We start from the raw sequence: 14981 nt of genomic DNA, 5'->3' as shown, positions 1-14981 counted from the left end.
CTCAAGCTCCTCAGCAGTTGGGCGGTCACACCGCCACAGGGTCCCGACGGGTCAGCGGTAGACGTTGTCGGGTCAACTCGTCCGCAGGAGTCTCCACGAACATGACCAGGTCGGGGTGGGCCGGCACTGCGAGTTCGGTGACGGTGAAGTGCAGTTCGCCGGCGATCGGGTGGGCGACGTGGCGAGGGCGCGGTGTGCAGTCGGCAACCTCGTGGCGGGACCACAGGCGCTCGAACTCGGGGCTCAGCTTGCGGAGCCGGGCCAGGTCGACCTCCCAGTCCGGATCGCCGATGTGTTCCGCGTAGGCCGACCGGAGGCGCGCGACCAGGTAGGGCACCTCGTCGTCGTAGTTCAGTAGCTGCTGGCGTGCGAGCGGCTCGGTGACGATGCACCAGAGCAGGTTTTTGTGCACGCAGGGCAGCGTGTGCCAGTCGTGGAAGAGATCGCTGAACGCCTTGTTCGGTTGGATGATGTCGAAGCGGGTGTTCGTGATCACCGCCGGTAACGGATCCAGCGCGGTCACGATCTCCGTCATCACCAGTTCGCTCGCGCAGACGCCGAGCTTCGGCCGAAGCGGGGTCGCCTCGGCCAGCCGGTAGAGGTGGGCGCGCTCGGTCGCGGTCAGCCGCAAGGTCGCCGCCACCGCGTCGAGCACCTGCCCGCTGGCGTTGATAGGACGCCCCTGCTCCAGCCAGGTGTACCAAGTCACCCCGACGCCCGCGAGGTGGGCAAGCTCCTCACGCCGCAGACCCGGCGTACGACGGCGTCCTCCGGGCGGCAGGCCGACCTCTTCAGGGCTGACCTGGGCCCGGCGTGCCTTGAGGAAATCCCCTAGCTCGGCGCGACGAGTACTCACCAAGTCAGCGTGACAGGGAGCACCGACAGTTTCACCTGATTGCGGCGGTCCGGCCGGCGTACCCCAGGTCGTCAGCAGAACGGAGCGGTCACTGCTCGAGGGATCGCGGGATCCGCCGGACCAGGCTCTTGTCGGCGTACTGACCGATCCGATACGTCGACCAGCCGTCGACCCCGCCGCCAACCGCGCCACCCAGCAGGGGAATCCGCCGGGTCACGGTCAAGACCATCTTCTTGCCGCTGATCCGGGCGATCAGTTCGCCCACCACCTCGCCGGCCACCTGCCGATCCAGCTCCGGGTCGAAGACGGGGGCGGTGGCGATCGCCAGCGGAGACGTCACCAGGCTCGACTTCTTCAGCCGGTCCGCGACCCCGTCCTCGCCAAGCAGACAGGTGATCACCGCAGTCCGGACCCTCGGGTCGTCCAGGTCGTAACCGCGCAGGTGCGCGATCGCCGCGACCATCCGGGTCTGCACGATCGCGATGCCGGTCAAGTTCGCCGGGAGCGAGACGGGCAGTGTGATCAGACCGCCGAGACCGGTGACGAATCCCTGCACCCCGGCGAGCCGGATGTGCTGGTCGATCACCGCGTCGATCGCGAGTTGCGGGTCGTTGCCGGTCTTGCTCAGCTTGTTCTCGGCGATCTTCTCCGCGCCGGGGAATCGCTGGTACCCGTCGATGGCGATCTCGAGCACCTGGCGGAGGATGCCCGCCGCCGCCTGCGGCGCGAACCGCTGAGCGGCGGGCGCGAGATTGCTGGCGACGAACCTTGCTACTCCGGCCACGGCACTCCTTCAGAACTCGGACACCCTCACCGGAGTCCGGTGATGAGCGCAGCACCTTCAACTCTACGTGCCACCCAGCACACCGCCACTCGGGAGAAACCCCGACAGAGCCCTGGACGCTCATGCCTCAGCCAGCCCAGTGCTGCTCGACCTGGGAGCGGGTGCTGCCGGACCCTGCAGCGTTACGCCTCCGCAGAAGACATCGGTGCCGTGATCTTGTCCATCCTGCGCTTGCTCGATGAGGCCGCTCAGGTAGCAGGCTGCCCTGTCATTCTGGCCAGTCCCGGTCTGCGAGTGGCGCTGTAACCCCTGCCCGGCGTCTCGGATTCGAGGCGGTAGGCGAGGATGGTCGGGTGCCAGTCGAACCTCCTGCATCCGTGTGGGACTTTCCGCCGGTCGCGGTTGCCGGACCCAGCGACGTCGTCGCAGCCGGGGCAGATCTCGAGCCCGGCACGGTGCTCGCGGCATACCGGCGTGGGCTCTTCCCGATGCCGGACAGCCACGGTCCGCTGCTCTGGTGGTCACCGGTGGAGCGCGGAGTGATCGAGGTGGAGGGATTCGAGCCGTCCCGGTCGTTGCGGCGGGCGCGGCAGCGCTTCGAGATCCGGATCAACACTGCTTTCGATCAGGTGATCCGTGCCTGCGCAGACCCGCGCAGGCCCGGCTCCTGGATCGACGCGGACATCATCGAGTCGTACACCCTGCTGCACCGGATGGGTTGGGTCCATTCGGTCGAGGCGTGGGACGGTGACGAGCTGGCGGGCGGCCTGTACGGCGTGGCGATCGGCGGGTTGTTCGCCGGGGAGTCCATGTTCCACCACAAGACCGACGGGTCGAAGGCCGCCGTCGCCGGGCTCGTCGAACTCCTCAGCGACAAGTACGCGGCCGACCGCGTGTTCGACATCCAATGGGTCACGGACCACCTCGCGACTCTCGGCGCGACCGCGATCCCACGCGAGCAGTACATCCGCCGCGTCGAACGAGCCCTCGACCTCCCCCTCCCCGAAGCCTTCCGCTGACCCCCGGACCGCCGGCACTCACCAAGCTGGCGATGTCCGGAGTTCCTACGCTCAGAGCGAGGCGGCAGCGCCTGGATCGGCGGGGTTGGTGAGTGCCGGCCGTCCGCCCAAGCCGAGGAAGTCGGCCATTTGTGCCAGTGCGTGGGCGAAGAACTCGTCGGCTGGGTCCATCGTGCCGACCAGTTGGCCGTAGAGCTCGAAGCTGATCATCCCGAAGAGCTGCGTCCACGCGATCACAGCGCGGATCAAGACCTTCGCCGGTACGCCGGGCGCTATCGCCGCGAGCGTGGCGACCTGCTCGACCAGTAGGCCGGTCGGCTCCGGTGCCTCGTCGAGCGGAGCCAGCATGCCCTCCGAGTAAGCCCGGCCGAGGAGTCCCAGCAACACGACCGCGACCCGGCTCGCGGGCTGGATCGTGCTCTCGGGAGCCTGGTACCCGGCGACTGGTGAGCCATAGATCAGCGAGTACTCGTGCGGGTGCTTCCTGGCCCAGTCGCGCACCGCGTGGCAAACCGCCAGCCAGGCCTCGCGTGGATTCTCCTCGTCCCGGGCTGCCGCTTCTGCCTCGGCGCCGAGGGCGTCGTACGCGTCGATGATGAGCGCGGTGAGGAGTTCGTCGCGGCTGGGGAAGTAGCGGTAGAGCGCGGACGAGACCATGCCGAGTTCCCGGGAGATCGCGCGCAGCGAGAGTCGTTCGGCGCCCTCGACCGCGAGTTGGCGTCGCGCGGCGTCCTTGATCTCCCGGGTCAGCTCGGCGCGGGCCCGGTCTCTTGCGGTGCGGCCGGCGTTCATGCCGATCAGTCTGCCATGAGCGGTGAACTAAATCGAGAGCGCCGCTCTTGACACGCGGAAGCCCGTGTTGTTCACTGATCACAAGAGAGAGCACCGCTCTCGCAATCAGGAAGGCGACCCGCCATGCAGGAGTACAACGACAAGCGAGTGTTCACCGGCGGTCGGCGCTCGATGCTGGTGTTCAACAAGGTGGTGTCGGCGCTGGCGAAGGCCGGCATCAGCCTGATGGGCAGCCGGATCCTCTCGGTCCCCGGCCGCAAGTCCGGCGAGTGGCGCAGCAATCCGGTCAACCTGCTGGTGGTGGACGGCGAGCGCTACCTGGTCGCCCCGCGCGGGCATGTTCAGTGGGTCCGCAACCTCCGCGTCAGCACCGAGGGTCAACTCCGCATCGGCCGCAAGGTCGAGACCTTCCGCGCCGAGGAACTCTCCGACGCCGACAAGCCCGACATCCTCCGCGCGTACCTGAAGAAGTGGGCCTGGGAGGTCGGGGCCTTCTTCGGCGACGACGTCAAGCCCGACTCCCCCACCGAAACGCTGCTTCACGTAGCCCCCGGCTTCCCCGTCTTCAAAGTTCACCCCGCCTGATCAGTCGTCCCCGGGAGCAGCCGCCAGCTAGGCCTCCAGTTCAGCCACGCTCGGAAACACCGAACGGAACTCCTCAGGCAACGACTTGCTGATCGCAGTGGTCCATGCCGAGACGCCGATGGGTGCCCGGAATCCCCGCAGGGCGTACTCGGCGACGACGTCCTTCTTCGTCTTGCAGAGCAGCAGGCCAATGGTTGGTTGATCGCCGCGCTTCGCGAGGATGTCGTCAACCACAGCTGTGTAAAGGCCCAACTGGCCGAGGAACGCAGGGTCGAACGGAACGGCCTTGAGTTCAAACCCAGTAGCACCTCAGTTCGAGGTGGTAGAAGAGCAGATCGCAGTAGAACTCCTCGCCGGCAAGCTCGAGACGAACCTGCTGGCCGACGAAGGCAAACCCCCTGGCCCAATTCGAGCAAGAACTTGCCAACGTGCTCGATCAAGCCTTGTTCGAGGTCGCGCTCGCGCATCTTCTCGGCAGCACTGATGAAGTCGAAGAGGTAGGGATCGCGCGTTGCCGGCTGAGCCAGGTCGGATCGCTCGTCCAGAATCGCGGTCGCGAAGTTGGTGACTGCCTTGCCCGCTCGCTCGTGGAACCGGGCGTCGATCTGGAGAGCCAGTACATCGCGGCTCCAGCCGTGGTTTACGGCTGCGCGGGCGTACCAAAGGCGTAGGTCTGAGTCGTCGAGCTTTTGCAGGAGCGCGAGGTGGTGGTACCAAGGCAATTGTGCAAGCGGCGCTTGCACAATTGCGCGCTCCGGCCAGGCCGAGGCGAACGCTCGCATGTACTTGAGGTTGCGCGGCGATCCCTTGGACGCCGGAAACCGCGACTTGAGGTCGGTCGACAGCCTGTCAATCACTCTGCTGCCCCATCCCTCCTGGCTCTGGCGGCTCAGGATCTCCTGGCCGATCGACCAGTAGGAGCCGAGCAGTTCAGTGTTGGCTGCCGAGACGGCACGTCGGTGTCCACTCGAAATGTGCGCTGACGCGGAGTCCAGGAGTTCGGGGTACCACTCGGGCATCGAGGCTGAAGGTGGTGCGCTGGCGAAGCGTGGGGTGGCGGTCGAATCATTCATGGATGTCAGCTTCGGGCCACGGAGTCGTGGGACACGCGGGCCTTCGGCGGGCAGGTCGGGGCAATGCAGGGCAGGTTGACTGACCATCACCGGTAGGCGGCGGCCTGGATCCGGTACAGCTCGGCGTATTGCCCGCCCAGCGCCATCAGCTCGTCGTGGGTTCCCGTCTCCACCAGCCGGGCGCCGTCCAGCACCACGATCAGATCAGCCATCCGCACAGTGGAGAAGCGGTGCGACACCAAGATCGTGATCCGCCCGTCGGTGCTGTCCCTGGCCGCTGCTGCGTACCGCTCGAACAAGGCGTGCTCGGTCTCGGCATCCAGCGCGGCGGTCGGTTCGTCGAGGACGAGAAGCAACGGCTGGTCCCGCATGAATCCGCGGGCGAGTGCCAGCTTCTGCCATTGACCGAAGCTGATCTCCGCGCCACCCGGCCAGGTGGATCCGAGCTGGGTGTCGAGGCCGTCCTCGAGCCTGTCGACCACGTCGTCCGCGCCGGCGCGGACGACCGCGGCGGCGACCGCGGGTTCGTCGTCCAGCCGGGCCAGGTCGCCGAGTCCGACACTGTGCCGAGCCAGGAACTCGAAGCGGAAGAAGTCCTGGAACGCGCCGGCGATCCGGTCTCGCCAGGCCTCGGCCGGCATCCGGTTCAGCGGCTGACCGTCGAGCAGGATGCGGCCGGCGGTCGGCTCGTACAACTTCGCGATCAGCTTCACCAGCGTGGATTTGCCGGCGCCGTTCTCTCCCACCACCGCGATCACCCGGCCGGCCGGGAGGTCCAGCTCAACGTTGTCCAGGGCAAGCTTGTCCGATCCCGCGTAGGCGAAGGACACTCCCTGGAGCCGGATACCGTCAACCAGGCGCGAGGGGACAGGAAGGTCGGCCTCGGCGTCGAACGAGGCGGCGTAGTCCTCCAGCCAGACCAGTCGGCGCGATCCGTCCAGCCAGATTCCGCGCAGGAAGCCGATCTCACCGACCGTCGCGCCGATGTACGACGAGAGCCGCGCGCCCGCCGCCAGGATGAGCAGCACGTCACCCACCGAACCGTGCAACCCGGACGCGACCAGCAGCACAGCCCCGACGTACGCGGCCCCGAACACCGCCCAGGCGGCAGCGTGCCAGCCGGCGCTGGTCCAGCGGGCTGCGGCGATCGGCGCATACCAGCGCTCCCACTCGCGTCGCCGGCTTGCCACCAGGTCCGGGCCGATTCCGGTCACCCGGACGTCCTTGCCGGGCGCAGGGGTGGTCGCAGTACGGAACAGATGATCGGCGAGCCGTTGATGCGCGGCGTTCTGTTCCTCGGTCTCGCGCTCGACGCCGGGACGCCAACTGGAGCTGATCACCGTCGGCAGCGCGAACACCACCAGCAATGCGAGCACCGGATGGATCGACATCAGCAGGGCGACCGTCACCCCGAGGCGCAGGAGCCAGCCGCAGGTGGAGAAGAGCGACATGTACATGTGGTCGAGCACGAAGACCTGCTTGCGCAGTACCGACAGGCGGTCCAGGTAGTCGCGCCGTTCGTGGTGCGCGATGGTCGCCACGGTCGCCTGCAGCCGGGCCACGTGAGCCTCCAGCATGATGGTGACGCGATCCCGGAACCGTCGCGAGATCCGGGCGGACAGCGTTCGGAGGAACCAGGTCGCCGTCACGGATACCGCCATCCCTGCCGCGGCGATGAGGATGGCTCGCCGATCGCCGGACAGGACCCCGTCGGCCAGGATCTTCAGCCACAACGCCAGCAACGCATCGGGGATCGCGGCCAGCAGCGTCATCACGAAGGCGAACACGAGCAGGCGCGGCTCGTGCTGGTACCCGAGCCGGCAGAGCCGCCACATCGCAGGCACGGCCTTCGGCAGGTCGTCAGAGCGTGTCATAGCTCATCCCCTCCTCGTCGACCTCGGCCACGAATCGCTGCGCCTGCAAGCCGAACATCGTGTGGTACCGCCCGCCCAGTGCCATCAGTTCGTCGTGACTGCCGAGCTCCACCACCCGGCCGCGTTCCAGGACGCAGATCTGGTCGGCATGCCGCACGGTCGAGAACCGGTGCGAGATGAGGATCGTGGTGACGTCTCGGGTGGCCGCCAGGATCCGGTCGAAGATCGCTGCCTCACCCCGGACGTCCAGCTGAGCCGTCGGCTCATCCAGCAGGACCAGACCCGCTCCCTGCCGTACTGCGCACAGCGCCCGCGCCAACGCGACTCGTTGCCATTGACCACCGGACAACTCGGTGCCGCCTTCATACCCCGTAGCCAGCCGGGTATCGAGCTCTGCCAGGCCGCCGGCTCCGGCATCGGCGAGCGCGGCGAGGATGTCGGCGTCCGGTGCGCCGGCGGGTGCGACGTTGTCCCGCAGCGGGAGTTCGAGGCGGAGGAAGTCCTGGAAGACCGCGGCAACCCTCGTTCGCCAGCCGTCCACCGGCAGGTCGCGCAAGTCCGCCCCGTCGACCTCGATCGAGCCGGCATCGGGGTCGTACAACCGGCACAGCAACTTGGCCAGTGTGGTTTTCCCGGCACCGTTCTGTCCGACGACTGCCAGCGACGAGCCGGCGGGGATAGTCAGCTCCAGCCCGTCGAAGACCGGCCGCCCCGAGCGCGGGTAGCTGAAAGTCAGGTCCCGGATCCTGATCCCGACAGCTCCCCGACCCACCGGGTCGCGAACTGCTCGATCCGTCGCTGCAGCGCCGGCAGTCGGTCCAGCTGATTCTGCGCGCCGGCCAGTACCCAGCGCGCCCGCCGGTGCCATGGCGGGCTTCAGCCGCTGTACTGCGACGACGGGTGCGGCAGCTCCGTCCAGCACCCAGTTCAGTCCGCCGAAGGCGATCATGCTGACTCCCACAGCGACCTGGGCGAACACCACCAGCCGATCGAGCTCCAGTCGTCCATCGGCGGCGGCCGACCCCAGAGCCCAGAAGACGAGCGCGTTGGCCGCTGCCACGATCAGCAGGCACCAGATCATCGGGCGCTCCCGCAGCCGGGTGGCCTTGTACTGCAGCTCGAAGAGCCGACGCCGCCTGTCCGTGAACCGCTGCACAGCCCAGCCGGCCAGGCCGAACAACCGTAGCTCCTTGGCCGCGGCCGGTTCGACAGCCAGCTGGTACGCATAGTCCGCATGGCGTTGTGCAGAACGCACCTCGGCGGTGTTGCGATCACGCCAGACGCCGCTCTCCCGTAGCAACCAGTGCGTCGCGCTCCAGGCGGCAACCAGCACTAGCGGCGCCCACCAGGTGAAACCGAAGAGCACCACAGCCGAGGCGACCCCGCCGACCAGCTCGACCACGTGCCGGCGACGAAGTCCACGTTCATGTACATCGGCGGTCCCGTCTGGCCGCGGTCGAACTCCCGGGCGACGGTGAGGTCCTCGGTCAGCTCGGGATCCTCGAGGTGACCGATGCCGGGCGGTTCCACGCAGGCCCGGGCGAGCGCGTCGTTGAGCCAGGCGGCGACGCGGCTCCCGAGGTTCGCGCTGACCGCCTGGTGTACCGGAGTGAGCACCTGCAGCAGGATGAAGGTCGTACCCATCAAGGTCAGCGGTGCTGTCAGCGCGGACCCGTGCTGCACTGCCCCGACCACCCAGCCCATCGCGATCGCGAAGACCGCGGGCAGCGCGCCGCGCACCAGCAGGAGCAGCCACCACAGACCGGCCAGCGCCGGGTCCGCCGCCGGCAGGACCGCGAAGAACTGCCATTCCGGACGGTTGCGGAGTCGGTCGATCATCTGCTCACGATGGCACGCCCCACCCCCAGAAAACTTGAACGTTTGCCGGATCGCGAGGCATCGGGCCGACCTGGGGCTGGCAGGATGGCTGGATGATCACGCCAGGCCAGTTGACCGATGCTCCGAAGGTGTTGCTGCACGACCATCTGGATGGTGGGTTGCGGCCGGAGACGATCGTGGAGCTGGCCAGGGAGATCGGGCATGAGTTGCCGCGGTCGGACGCCGTCGAGTTGGGGCAGTGGTTCGTGGAGTCGGCTGACTCCGGGTCGCTGGAGCGGTATCTGGAGACGTTCGAGCACACGGTCGCGGTGATGCAGAACGCCGAGGCGATCACCCGGGTCGCGAGTGAGTCCGTGCAGGATCTGGCCGCGGACGGTGTCGTGTACGCCGAGATCCGCTACGCGCCGGAGCAGCATCTGACCGGCGGGCTCAGCCTCGAGCAGGTCGTGGGCGCGGTGCACGAGGGGTTCGAGCACGGCATGGCCCATGCCGAACGCCCGATCGTGGCGCGTCAGCTGCTGACCGCGATGCGGCACCAGGCCCGCTCGATGGAGATCGCGGAGCTCGCGGTCGCCTATCGCGACGCGGGCGTGGTCGGCTTCGACATCGCGGGTGCCGAGGCCGGCTACCCGCCCACCCGACACCTCGACGCGTTCGAGTACCTGCAGCGCGAGAACGCGCACTTCACCATCCACGCCGGGGAGGCGTTCGGGCTGCCGTCGATCTGGCAGGCGATCCAGTGGTGCGGCGCGGACCGCCTTGGCCACGGTGTCCGGATCATCGACGACATCACGTACGACGAGTCGGCCGCGCTGACGGATCTCGAAGGCAAGGTCGAGCTCGGGCGGCTCGCGGCGTATGTGCGGGACCGGCGGATCCCCCTGGAGATGTGCCCGAGCTCCAACCTGCAGACGGGCGCGGCCGACTCCATCGCGCAGCACCCGATCGGTCTGCTGGCGAAGCTGAAGTTCCGCGTCACCGTGAACACGGACAACCGGCTGATGAGCGGCACCTCGATGAGCCGTGAGCTGGCCCTGCTGGCGGAGGCGTTCGACTACGGCCTGGCGGACTTCCGCTGGTTCGCGATCAACGCGATGAAGTCGGCGTTCATCCCCTTCGACGAGCGGCTCGCGATCATCGACAACGTGATCAAGCCCTGGTACGCCGAAGCGCTCTCCTAATCCCCTGGACGCCGGGAGTCCCCGGCGGCAGCATCGACCGCATGACCTCTCACCAGATCCGCTTCGCGGAGTTGTCCCGTACGACGATGGAGGCGTTGCTCGCGAGCGATCTCGCAACAGCGCGGGCGGAATCCGGCGTCGAGCTCGGCCGGCTGTTCATCGACGAGGACTCCAAGTGGCTCTGGAACTACCGGCTCAAGCAGCTCGAGTCCGAACCGGAAGCCGCCGCGTGGATCGTCCGCGCGGTAGTCGCCGAGCCTGACGGTGTGGTGATCGGGCACGCCGGGTATCACGGCCCGCCGGACGACCGGGGCATGGTGGAGGTCGGGTACACGGTCGGCCCGGCGTACCGGCGGCGCGGTTACGCGAAGGCGATCCTGGCCGCGCTGCTCGAACGAGCCGCGGCCGAGCCCGCGGTGCAGGTTGTCCGGGCGTCGGTCAGTCCGGACAACGTCGGGTCGCTGGCGACCATCGCCCACTTCGGCTTCACCCAGATCGGTGACCAGTGGGACGAGGAAGACGGCCTGGAACTCCTCTTCGAGCGCCCGGCCTGATGACTTGACAGCGGATACACGGAGGCGAATACTCGATTTCGAGTAATCGGGATCGAGGAGGTTGGCCGTGGCGAAGCGCAAGGTGGGCAACGCGCTCGCGTTCGCCGTGCTCGGCAGCCTCAGCGAGCGGCCGATGCACCCGTACGAGATCTCCACGATGCTCAAGGCCCGCGGCAAGGACGTGAGCATCAAGCTGAACTACGGCTCGCTGTACTCCGTGGTCTCGGCGCTGGACAAGCACGGATACGTCGAGGCGGTCGAGACGCTCCGCGACGGGAATCGCCCGGAGCGGACTGTTTACGCGATCACCGACAGCGGCCGGGCAGAGTTCGAGGACTGGCTGACCGAGCTGATCGGGACGCCCGAGAAGGACTTCAGCCAGTTGGAGGCGGGGTTGGCGTACCTGCCGGCTTTCGCGCCGGACCGGGTGGTCGAGCTGTTGGAGAAGCGGGCGAAGGTGCTCGAGCAGCAGATCGCCGAGCTGGTCGCCACGCACGAGGCCCTGCAGGTCCAGCAGTTGCCGCGCCTCTTCTGGGTCGAGTCGGAGTTCCGGCTCGAGCTGCTGACCGCCGAGCTGAAGTTCGCCAGGCGGCTCGCCGCTGAAATCCAGGCCGACGAGCTGGAAGGCACCGCCTTCTGGCGTAAGGGCTTCGAGATCGTGGCCGAACGTGGCATCAACCCGGGCGAACTGTTCAAGGACCCGCTCAAGTACTTCGGAGAGGAGTTCGCCTGGCTGCAGCACGTCCCACCGGAAGCGAAATAGGACGGCCCCCGACCAAGGTGCGGCAACACCGAGGTCAAGGGCCGCAGTTCCTCGAGTCGATCCCGCCGAAGCGAGACCTGGCACCCAAGGCGCAACCATCAGGATAGCCAGGCTGTTCGTGGATCGACTCCTCCGCACTCATCACTGAGGAGTTCGACACCATGGCTGTACCCCAGCACGCCCAGAACCAGCCCGCCATCGAGGTGGCCGACCTGGTCAAGACCTATCCCGCGGCCCGCAAGAAGTCGCCTGTCCGTGCGCTCGACGGGCTCACCTTCGCCGTTCCCGAGGGCGTCGTCCTCGGCCTGCTCGGCCCGAACGGCGCCGGAAAGTCCACGGCGGTGAAGATCCTCACCACCTTGTCCCGCGCCGATTCCGGCACCGCCCGAGTGGCGGGCCTGGACGTCGTCAAGCAGCAGCGTGAAGTACGGCTCGCGATCGGCTACGTGCCACAGGAATCCAGCTCCGACCCGATGGCGACCGGCACCGAGAACCTCGTCCTCAGCGGTCGCATCTACGGCCTCTCAAAACAAGAGTCCGTACGCCGGGCCGCCGAGCTGCTCGAGCGGTTCGACCTGAAACAGGCGGCTGATCGCCAGGTCCGCACCTACTCGGGTGGTATGCAACGCAAGCTCGACGTGGCACTCGGTCTGGTCCACAGGCCGAGCGTGCTCTTCCTCGACGAACCCACCACTGGCCTCGACCCGGAAGCCCGGGCAGATCTGTGGACCGAGGTCGAGCGGCTCTCCGCGACGGAAGGCCTGACCGTCCTGCTGACCACGCACTACCTGGAAGAGGCCGACCGGCTCGCGGGACAACTCGCGATCGTTGACCACGGCAACGTAGTCGCCGAAGGCAGTCCGGAGGCGCTGAAAGCCGAGCTCCGCGGCGATTCCGTCCAGGTCGAGCTGGCGGATCCCGCGACGTCGGGCCGGGTTCGCAGCTTGATCAGCCGACTCCCCGGAGTCGGTGAAATCGTTGTCGAGGGCAACACCTTGCGTGCCCGCGTCGACCGCGGCGCGACCGCAGTACCGGCTGTTCTGGGGGTTCTCGAGGAGCAGGCGATCGCAGTTGCCGCCGTCACAGTCGCGCGACCGACGCTGGACGACGTCTACCTGCGCTACACCGGTCGCACCTTCCGGGCGGCCGAACAAGCTTCCGATGAGGAGAGGGCAGCCTGATGGCCACGATGACAGCGACTCCGCTCAGCGGCACCGGCCGGGCCCGTTCCGGTGGACTGCTCGGTCACACCGCGATGATCACCGGCCGCTGGTTGCGTGCGCAGTACCGGTCACCCGCTCTGATCGCCTTCACCTTGGTGCAGCCGGCGATCTGGCTGTTGCTGTTCGGCCAACTGTTCAAGGGCGTGGTGAATCTCCCCGGCTTCTCCGATTCGTCATACATCGCGTTCCTGACGCCCGGCATCGTGATGATGACGGCGTTGATGTCGAGCGGCTGGGCCGGGACCACCTTCATCACCGACATGGAGCGCGGGGTGATGGACCGGATGCTCACCTCACCGGTACGCCGCGGCGCGCTGATGGCGGGGCAACTTCTCAGCAACGCCACCACCACAGTGATCCAGACGATCCTCGTCTTCGCGATCGGGATGGCCGCCGGCGCCCGGTACGACGGGAACGCGCTCGGGTACCTCGTCACGATCGTGGCGTCGATGCTCGTCGGCACGGCGTTCGGGTCGCTCTCCAACGCGGTGGCGCTGCTGACCCGGCAACAGGACGCGCTGATCGGCATCTTCCAGTTCGTCTCGCTGCCGCTGACGTTCCTCTCGTCGATCATGATGAACCCTGAGCTGGCCCCGCACTGGGTCGGGGTGGCCGCCCGCTTCAACCCCGTCGACTGGGCCACCGTCGCGGCCCGCCAGTCCCTTGCCGCCAACCCCGACTGGCCCTCAGTAACCCGTCACCTCGCCTATCTCCTGGCCTTCACCCTCATCGTCGCCTACCTCTCGACCCGAGCCTTCCGCACCTACCAACGCTCCGTCTGACCGCGCTGGCCCTCCCGGCAGCCGGTCGGGAGCGCGGTCGACTTGGCCAGATGTAGGGGGCTCGGACATCACGTGGGGACCGCGGACATGAAATACCTTGTTCAAGGTCCCCAGTAGGTGTCCGAGCTCCCCAGAAGTCGCGCGTCGGCGAGCTCCCCAGTAGTCGCGCGTCGGCGAGCTCCCCAGTAGTCGCGCGTCGGCGAGCTCCCCAGATGTGGGCCGGCCGTGCGGGCGCTGGTTGGGTGTCAGCTCGCGGTCTGGAAGGTGCGGCGGTAGTCCTGGGGTGGGACGCCTACTACCCGGCGGAAGTGGTGGCGTAGCAGCGCGGCGGTGCCGAAACCGGACTCCGAGGCGATCTGCTCGACACCGAGTTTCGTCTGCTCCAGCAGGGTTCTGGCGTGCAGCACCCGCTGGGTGGTGACCCACTTCAGCGGCGTCGTCCCCGTCTCGGCCACGAACCGCCGCGCGAACGTGCGGTCCGACATCCGCGCGCGCCGGGCGAGGTCCGGGATCGTGTGCTCCTCGGTCAGGTTGTCCACCATCCAGTCGAGCACCGGCTGCAGGCTCTCGCTGGACGACTCGGGCACGGGGACCTCGACGTACTGGCGCTGGCCGCCGTCGCGCTGCGGAGGAACGACCATCCGCCGGGCGATCCGGGTGGCTACCGCACTGCCGAGCTCGCGGCGGACGAGATGCAGGCAGGCGTCGATCCCGGCGGCCGTGCCGGCGCTGGTGATGATGTTGCCGTCGTCGACGAACAGCACGTCCGCGTCGAGGTGCGCCTCGGGGAACTGCTCTCGGAACAACTTCGCGTACCGCCAGTGGGTCGCGCAGCTCCGCCCCTTGAGCAGCCCGGCCGCGCCGAGCACGAAGGCGCCGGAGCACACCGTCAGCAGGATCGCGCCGCGCTCGGCGCCCCGGCGGAGTGCGTCGAGGATGCGCTCGTCGTACGCGTCGCGCCAGGTGGTGGCCGGCAGCGCGATCAGGTCGGCGTCCTCCAGCTCCTCCAACCCGTACGGCGCGATGACCGCGGAGTGGCTGCTGGTCCGCAGCGGTTCGCCAGGCCGGGTCGAACACACCTTGAAGTCGAAGGCAGGCACGCCGTCGTCGGTCCGGTCGATCCCGAAGACCTCTGAGAGCACGCCGAACTCGAACAGGGCGACGTCTTCCATCAAGACGACGGCGATCTTCCTCAGCATGCGGATCAGTATGGCAGAAATTTGTCGTAGAGTGTCAATAGTGCCAATTGTGGCTGAATCTACTCGATAGCAGAATTACTGCCATGACCGGAATCATCATCCTCGCAGTACTCGCGCTGGCCGTGATCGCGGCTCTGCAGCCGAACCACAGGCGTAACCTCAACGGGCCGGAGCACGGCCCGTACGGATCCTCGGCTGCCGAGGATCGCGATCTGGCCAGGACCAAGCTCGACCTGCTCGCCCTCGGCGGTGCGGCCGAACCCTTTTCCCACAAGCCCATCAGCACCTCCGGCGGGGTCATGAGCATCCGCCAGGCAAGGCTGTTCAGCCACGCCCACGGCCGGCACGCGGCCTGACGAGAACCACCGCCGATCGGCGGGAAGGCCACCCGGCCTTCCCGCCGATCTGCGTGCCCAGACGTGACCGATGCGTTCGAGTGAGCGATGAAAAGCGGGAG

General features: G+C 67.7%; 16 protein-coding genes and 2 pseudogenes. 8 read left to right on the top strand and 10 right to left on the bottom strand.

Annotated features, from left to right (window positions below; translation table 11 throughout):
- Window positions 1–25: 25 nt before the first annotated feature.
- Together ABD210_RS01090 and ABD210_RS01085 are read right to left on the bottom strand one after the other, a co-directional pair.
- The gene (locus tag ABD210_RS01090) at window positions 26–856 is read right to left on the bottom strand and encodes a helix-turn-helix transcriptional regulator (protein WP_344107572.1); all 831 of its coding nucleotides are present in this window, start codon (window positions 854–856) and stop codon (window positions 26–28) included.
- A gap of 88 nt (window positions 857–944) precedes the next feature.
- Window positions 945–1640, bottom strand: coding sequence for an EcsC family protein (locus ABD210_RS01085; RefSeq protein WP_344107570.1), 696 nt, complete (start codon window positions 1638–1640; stop codon window positions 945–947).
- A gap of 353 nt (window positions 1641–1993) precedes the next feature.
- On the opposite strand from ABD210_RS01085, the gene aat reads away from it, so the two are divergent.
- Entirely contained in the window at window positions 1994–2659 is a 666-nt protein-coding gene (gene aat, locus ABD210_RS01080; protein WP_344107568.1) for a leucyl/phenylalanyl-tRNA--protein transferase, read from the top strand.
- A gap of 51 nt (window positions 2660–2710) precedes the next feature.
- Here the strand turns inward: aat and ABD210_RS01075 are convergent, their stop codons facing one another.
- A complete protein-coding gene (locus ABD210_RS01075) occupies window positions 2711–3451 on the bottom strand; it encodes a TetR/AcrR family transcriptional regulator (RefSeq protein ID WP_344107566.1) in 741 nt (246 codons plus the stop codon).
- A gap of 123 nt (window positions 3452–3574) precedes the next feature.
- Here ABD210_RS01075 and ABD210_RS01070 point away from each other — a divergent pair, with 123 nt between their 5' ends.
- Window positions 3575–4036: a nitroreductase/quinone reductase family protein gene (locus tag ABD210_RS01070; RefSeq protein ID WP_344107564.1), complete on the top strand. Its 462-nt coding sequence runs from the start codon at window positions 3575–3577 to the stop codon at window positions 4034–4036.
- A gap of 27 nt (window positions 4037–4063) precedes the next feature.
- On the opposite strand, the pseudogene ABD210_RS01065 reads toward ABD210_RS01070, so the two are convergent.
- The 6 genes and pseudogenes from ABD210_RS01065 to ABD210_RS01045 form a co-directional block, all read right to left on the bottom strand.
- Window positions 4064–4321: pseudogene (locus ABD210_RS01065) on the bottom strand (PDDEXK nuclease domain-containing protein); the annotation flags it as partial.
- A gap of 7 nt (window positions 4322–4328) precedes the next feature.
- Window positions 4329–4463, bottom strand: a complete 135-nt coding sequence (locus ABD210_RS32375; RefSeq protein ID WP_425552599.1) for a PDDEXK nuclease domain-containing protein — start codon at window positions 4461–4463, stop codon at window positions 4329–4331.
- A gap of 28 nt (window positions 4464–4491) precedes the next feature.
- Window positions 4492–5055 (bottom strand): annotated as a pseudogene (locus tag ABD210_RS32370) (DUF1016 N-terminal domain-containing protein); the annotation flags it as partial.
- Between the two features lie 140 nt (window positions 5056–5195).
- Window positions 5196–6983 carry an ABC transporter ATP-binding protein gene (locus tag ABD210_RS01055; protein WP_344107560.1) on the bottom strand — a complete coding sequence of 596 codons (1788 nt, stop codon included), beginning with the start codon at window positions 6981–6983 and terminating at the stop codon, window positions 5196–5198.
- Complete coding sequence (locus ABD210_RS01050; RefSeq protein WP_344107558.1) at window positions 6970–8385, bottom strand: ABC transporter ATP-binding protein; 1416 nt, start codon at window positions 8383–8385, stop codon at window positions 6970–6972. Before ABD210_RS01050 ends, ABD210_RS01055 begins: the two co-directional genes overlap by 14 nt.
- A complete protein-coding gene (locus ABD210_RS01045; protein WP_344107556.1) occupies window positions 8316–8822 on the bottom strand; it encodes a hypothetical protein in 507 nt (168 codons plus the stop codon). Before ABD210_RS01045 ends, ABD210_RS01050 begins: the two co-directional genes overlap by 70 nt.
- A gap of 92 nt (window positions 8823–8914) precedes the next feature.
- Between ABD210_RS01045 and ABD210_RS01040 the strand changes: the two genes are divergently transcribed.
- From ABD210_RS01040 to ABD210_RS01020, 5 genes are all read left to right on the top strand, one after another.
- Window positions 8915–10003, top strand: coding sequence for an adenosine deaminase (locus ABD210_RS01040; protein WP_344107554.1), 1089 nt, complete (start codon window positions 8915–8917; stop codon window positions 10001–10003).
- A gap of 41 nt (window positions 10004–10044) precedes the next feature.
- Window positions 10045–10557 carry a GNAT family N-acetyltransferase gene (locus ABD210_RS01035; RefSeq protein WP_344107552.1) on the top strand — a complete coding sequence of 171 codons (513 nt, stop codon included), beginning with the start codon at window positions 10045–10047 and terminating at the stop codon, window positions 10555–10557.
- Between the two features lie 67 nt (window positions 10558–10624).
- Window positions 10625–11320, top strand: a complete 696-nt coding sequence (locus ABD210_RS01030) for a PadR family transcriptional regulator (protein ID WP_344107550.1) — start codon at window positions 10625–10627, stop codon at window positions 11318–11320.
- 161 nt (window positions 11321–11481) lie between these two features.
- Window positions 11482–12501, top strand: coding sequence for an ATP-binding cassette domain-containing protein (locus tag ABD210_RS01025; RefSeq protein ID WP_344107547.1), 1020 nt, complete (start codon window positions 11482–11484; stop codon window positions 12499–12501).
- Window positions 12501–13325 (top strand): ABC transporter permease, encoded by an 825-nt coding sequence (locus ABD210_RS01020; protein WP_344107545.1) that lies wholly within the window; start codon window positions 12501–12503, stop codon window positions 13323–13325. Before ABD210_RS01025 ends, ABD210_RS01020 begins: the two co-directional genes overlap by 1 nt.
- A 245-nt stretch (window positions 13326–13570) precedes the next feature.
- On the opposite strand, the gene ABD210_RS01015 is transcribed toward ABD210_RS01020, so the two are convergent.
- Entirely contained in the window at window positions 13571–14524 is a 954-nt protein-coding gene (locus tag ABD210_RS01015; protein WP_344107543.1) for a GlxA family transcriptional regulator, read from the bottom strand.
- A gap of 83 nt (window positions 14525–14607) precedes the next feature.
- On the opposite strand from ABD210_RS01015, the gene ABD210_RS01010 reads away from it, so the two are divergent.
- Complete coding sequence (locus ABD210_RS01010; protein ID WP_344107540.1) at window positions 14608–14880, top strand: hypothetical protein; 273 nt, start codon at window positions 14608–14610, stop codon at window positions 14878–14880.
- Window positions 14881–14981: the final 101 nt, after the last annotated feature.

The organism is Kribbella alba, from assembly GCF_039529635.1.
GTDB lineage: Bacteria > Actinomycetota > Actinomycetes > Propionibacteriales > Kribbellaceae > Kribbella > Kribbella alba.
The sequence above is the reverse complement of the archived record's forward strand: the minus strand, read 5'-3'. Positions and strand labels throughout refer to the sequence as shown.

What these genes read in the sequence shown, in the direction of transcription:
- ABD210_RS01075 (WP_344107566.1), bottom strand. Translation starts at nt 3,451, where the DNA reads ATGAACGCCGGCCGCACCGCAAGAGACCGGGCCCGCGCCGAGCTGACC.
- ABD210_RS01070 (WP_344107564.1), top strand. Translation starts at nt 3,575, where the DNA reads ATGCAGGAGTACAACGACAAGCGAGTGTTCACCGGCGGTCGGCGCTCG.
- ABD210_RS01055 (WP_344107560.1), bottom strand. Translation starts at nt 6,983, where the DNA reads ATGACACGCTCTGACGACCTGCCGAAGGCCGTGCCTGCGATGTGGCGG.
- ABD210_RS01045 (WP_344107556.1), bottom strand. Translation starts at nt 8,822, where the DNA reads ATGATCGACCGACTCCGCAACCGTCCGGAATGGCAGTTCTTCGCGGTC.
- ABD210_RS01040 (WP_344107554.1), top strand. Translation starts at nt 8,915, where the DNA reads ATGATCACGCCAGGCCAGTTGACCGATGCTCCGAAGGTGTTGCTGCAC.
- ABD210_RS01035 (WP_344107552.1), top strand. Translation starts at nt 10,045, where the DNA reads ATGACCTCTCACCAGATCCGCTTCGCGGAGTTGTCCCGTACGACGATG.
- ABD210_RS01025 (WP_344107547.1), top strand. Translation starts at nt 11,482, where the DNA reads ATGGCTGTACCCCAGCACGCCCAGAACCAGCCCGCCATCGAGGTGGCC.
- ABD210_RS01020 (WP_344107545.1), top strand. Translation starts at nt 12,501, where the DNA reads ATGGCCACGATGACAGCGACTCCGCTCAGCGGCACCGGCCGGGCCCGT.
- ABD210_RS01015 (WP_344107543.1), bottom strand. Translation starts at nt 14,524, where the DNA reads ATGCTGAGGAAGATCGCCGTCGTCTTGATGGAAGACGTCGCCCTGTTC.
- ABD210_RS01010 (WP_344107540.1), top strand. Translation starts at nt 14,608, where the DNA reads ATGACCGGAATCATCATCCTCGCAGTACTCGCGCTGGCCGTGATCGCG.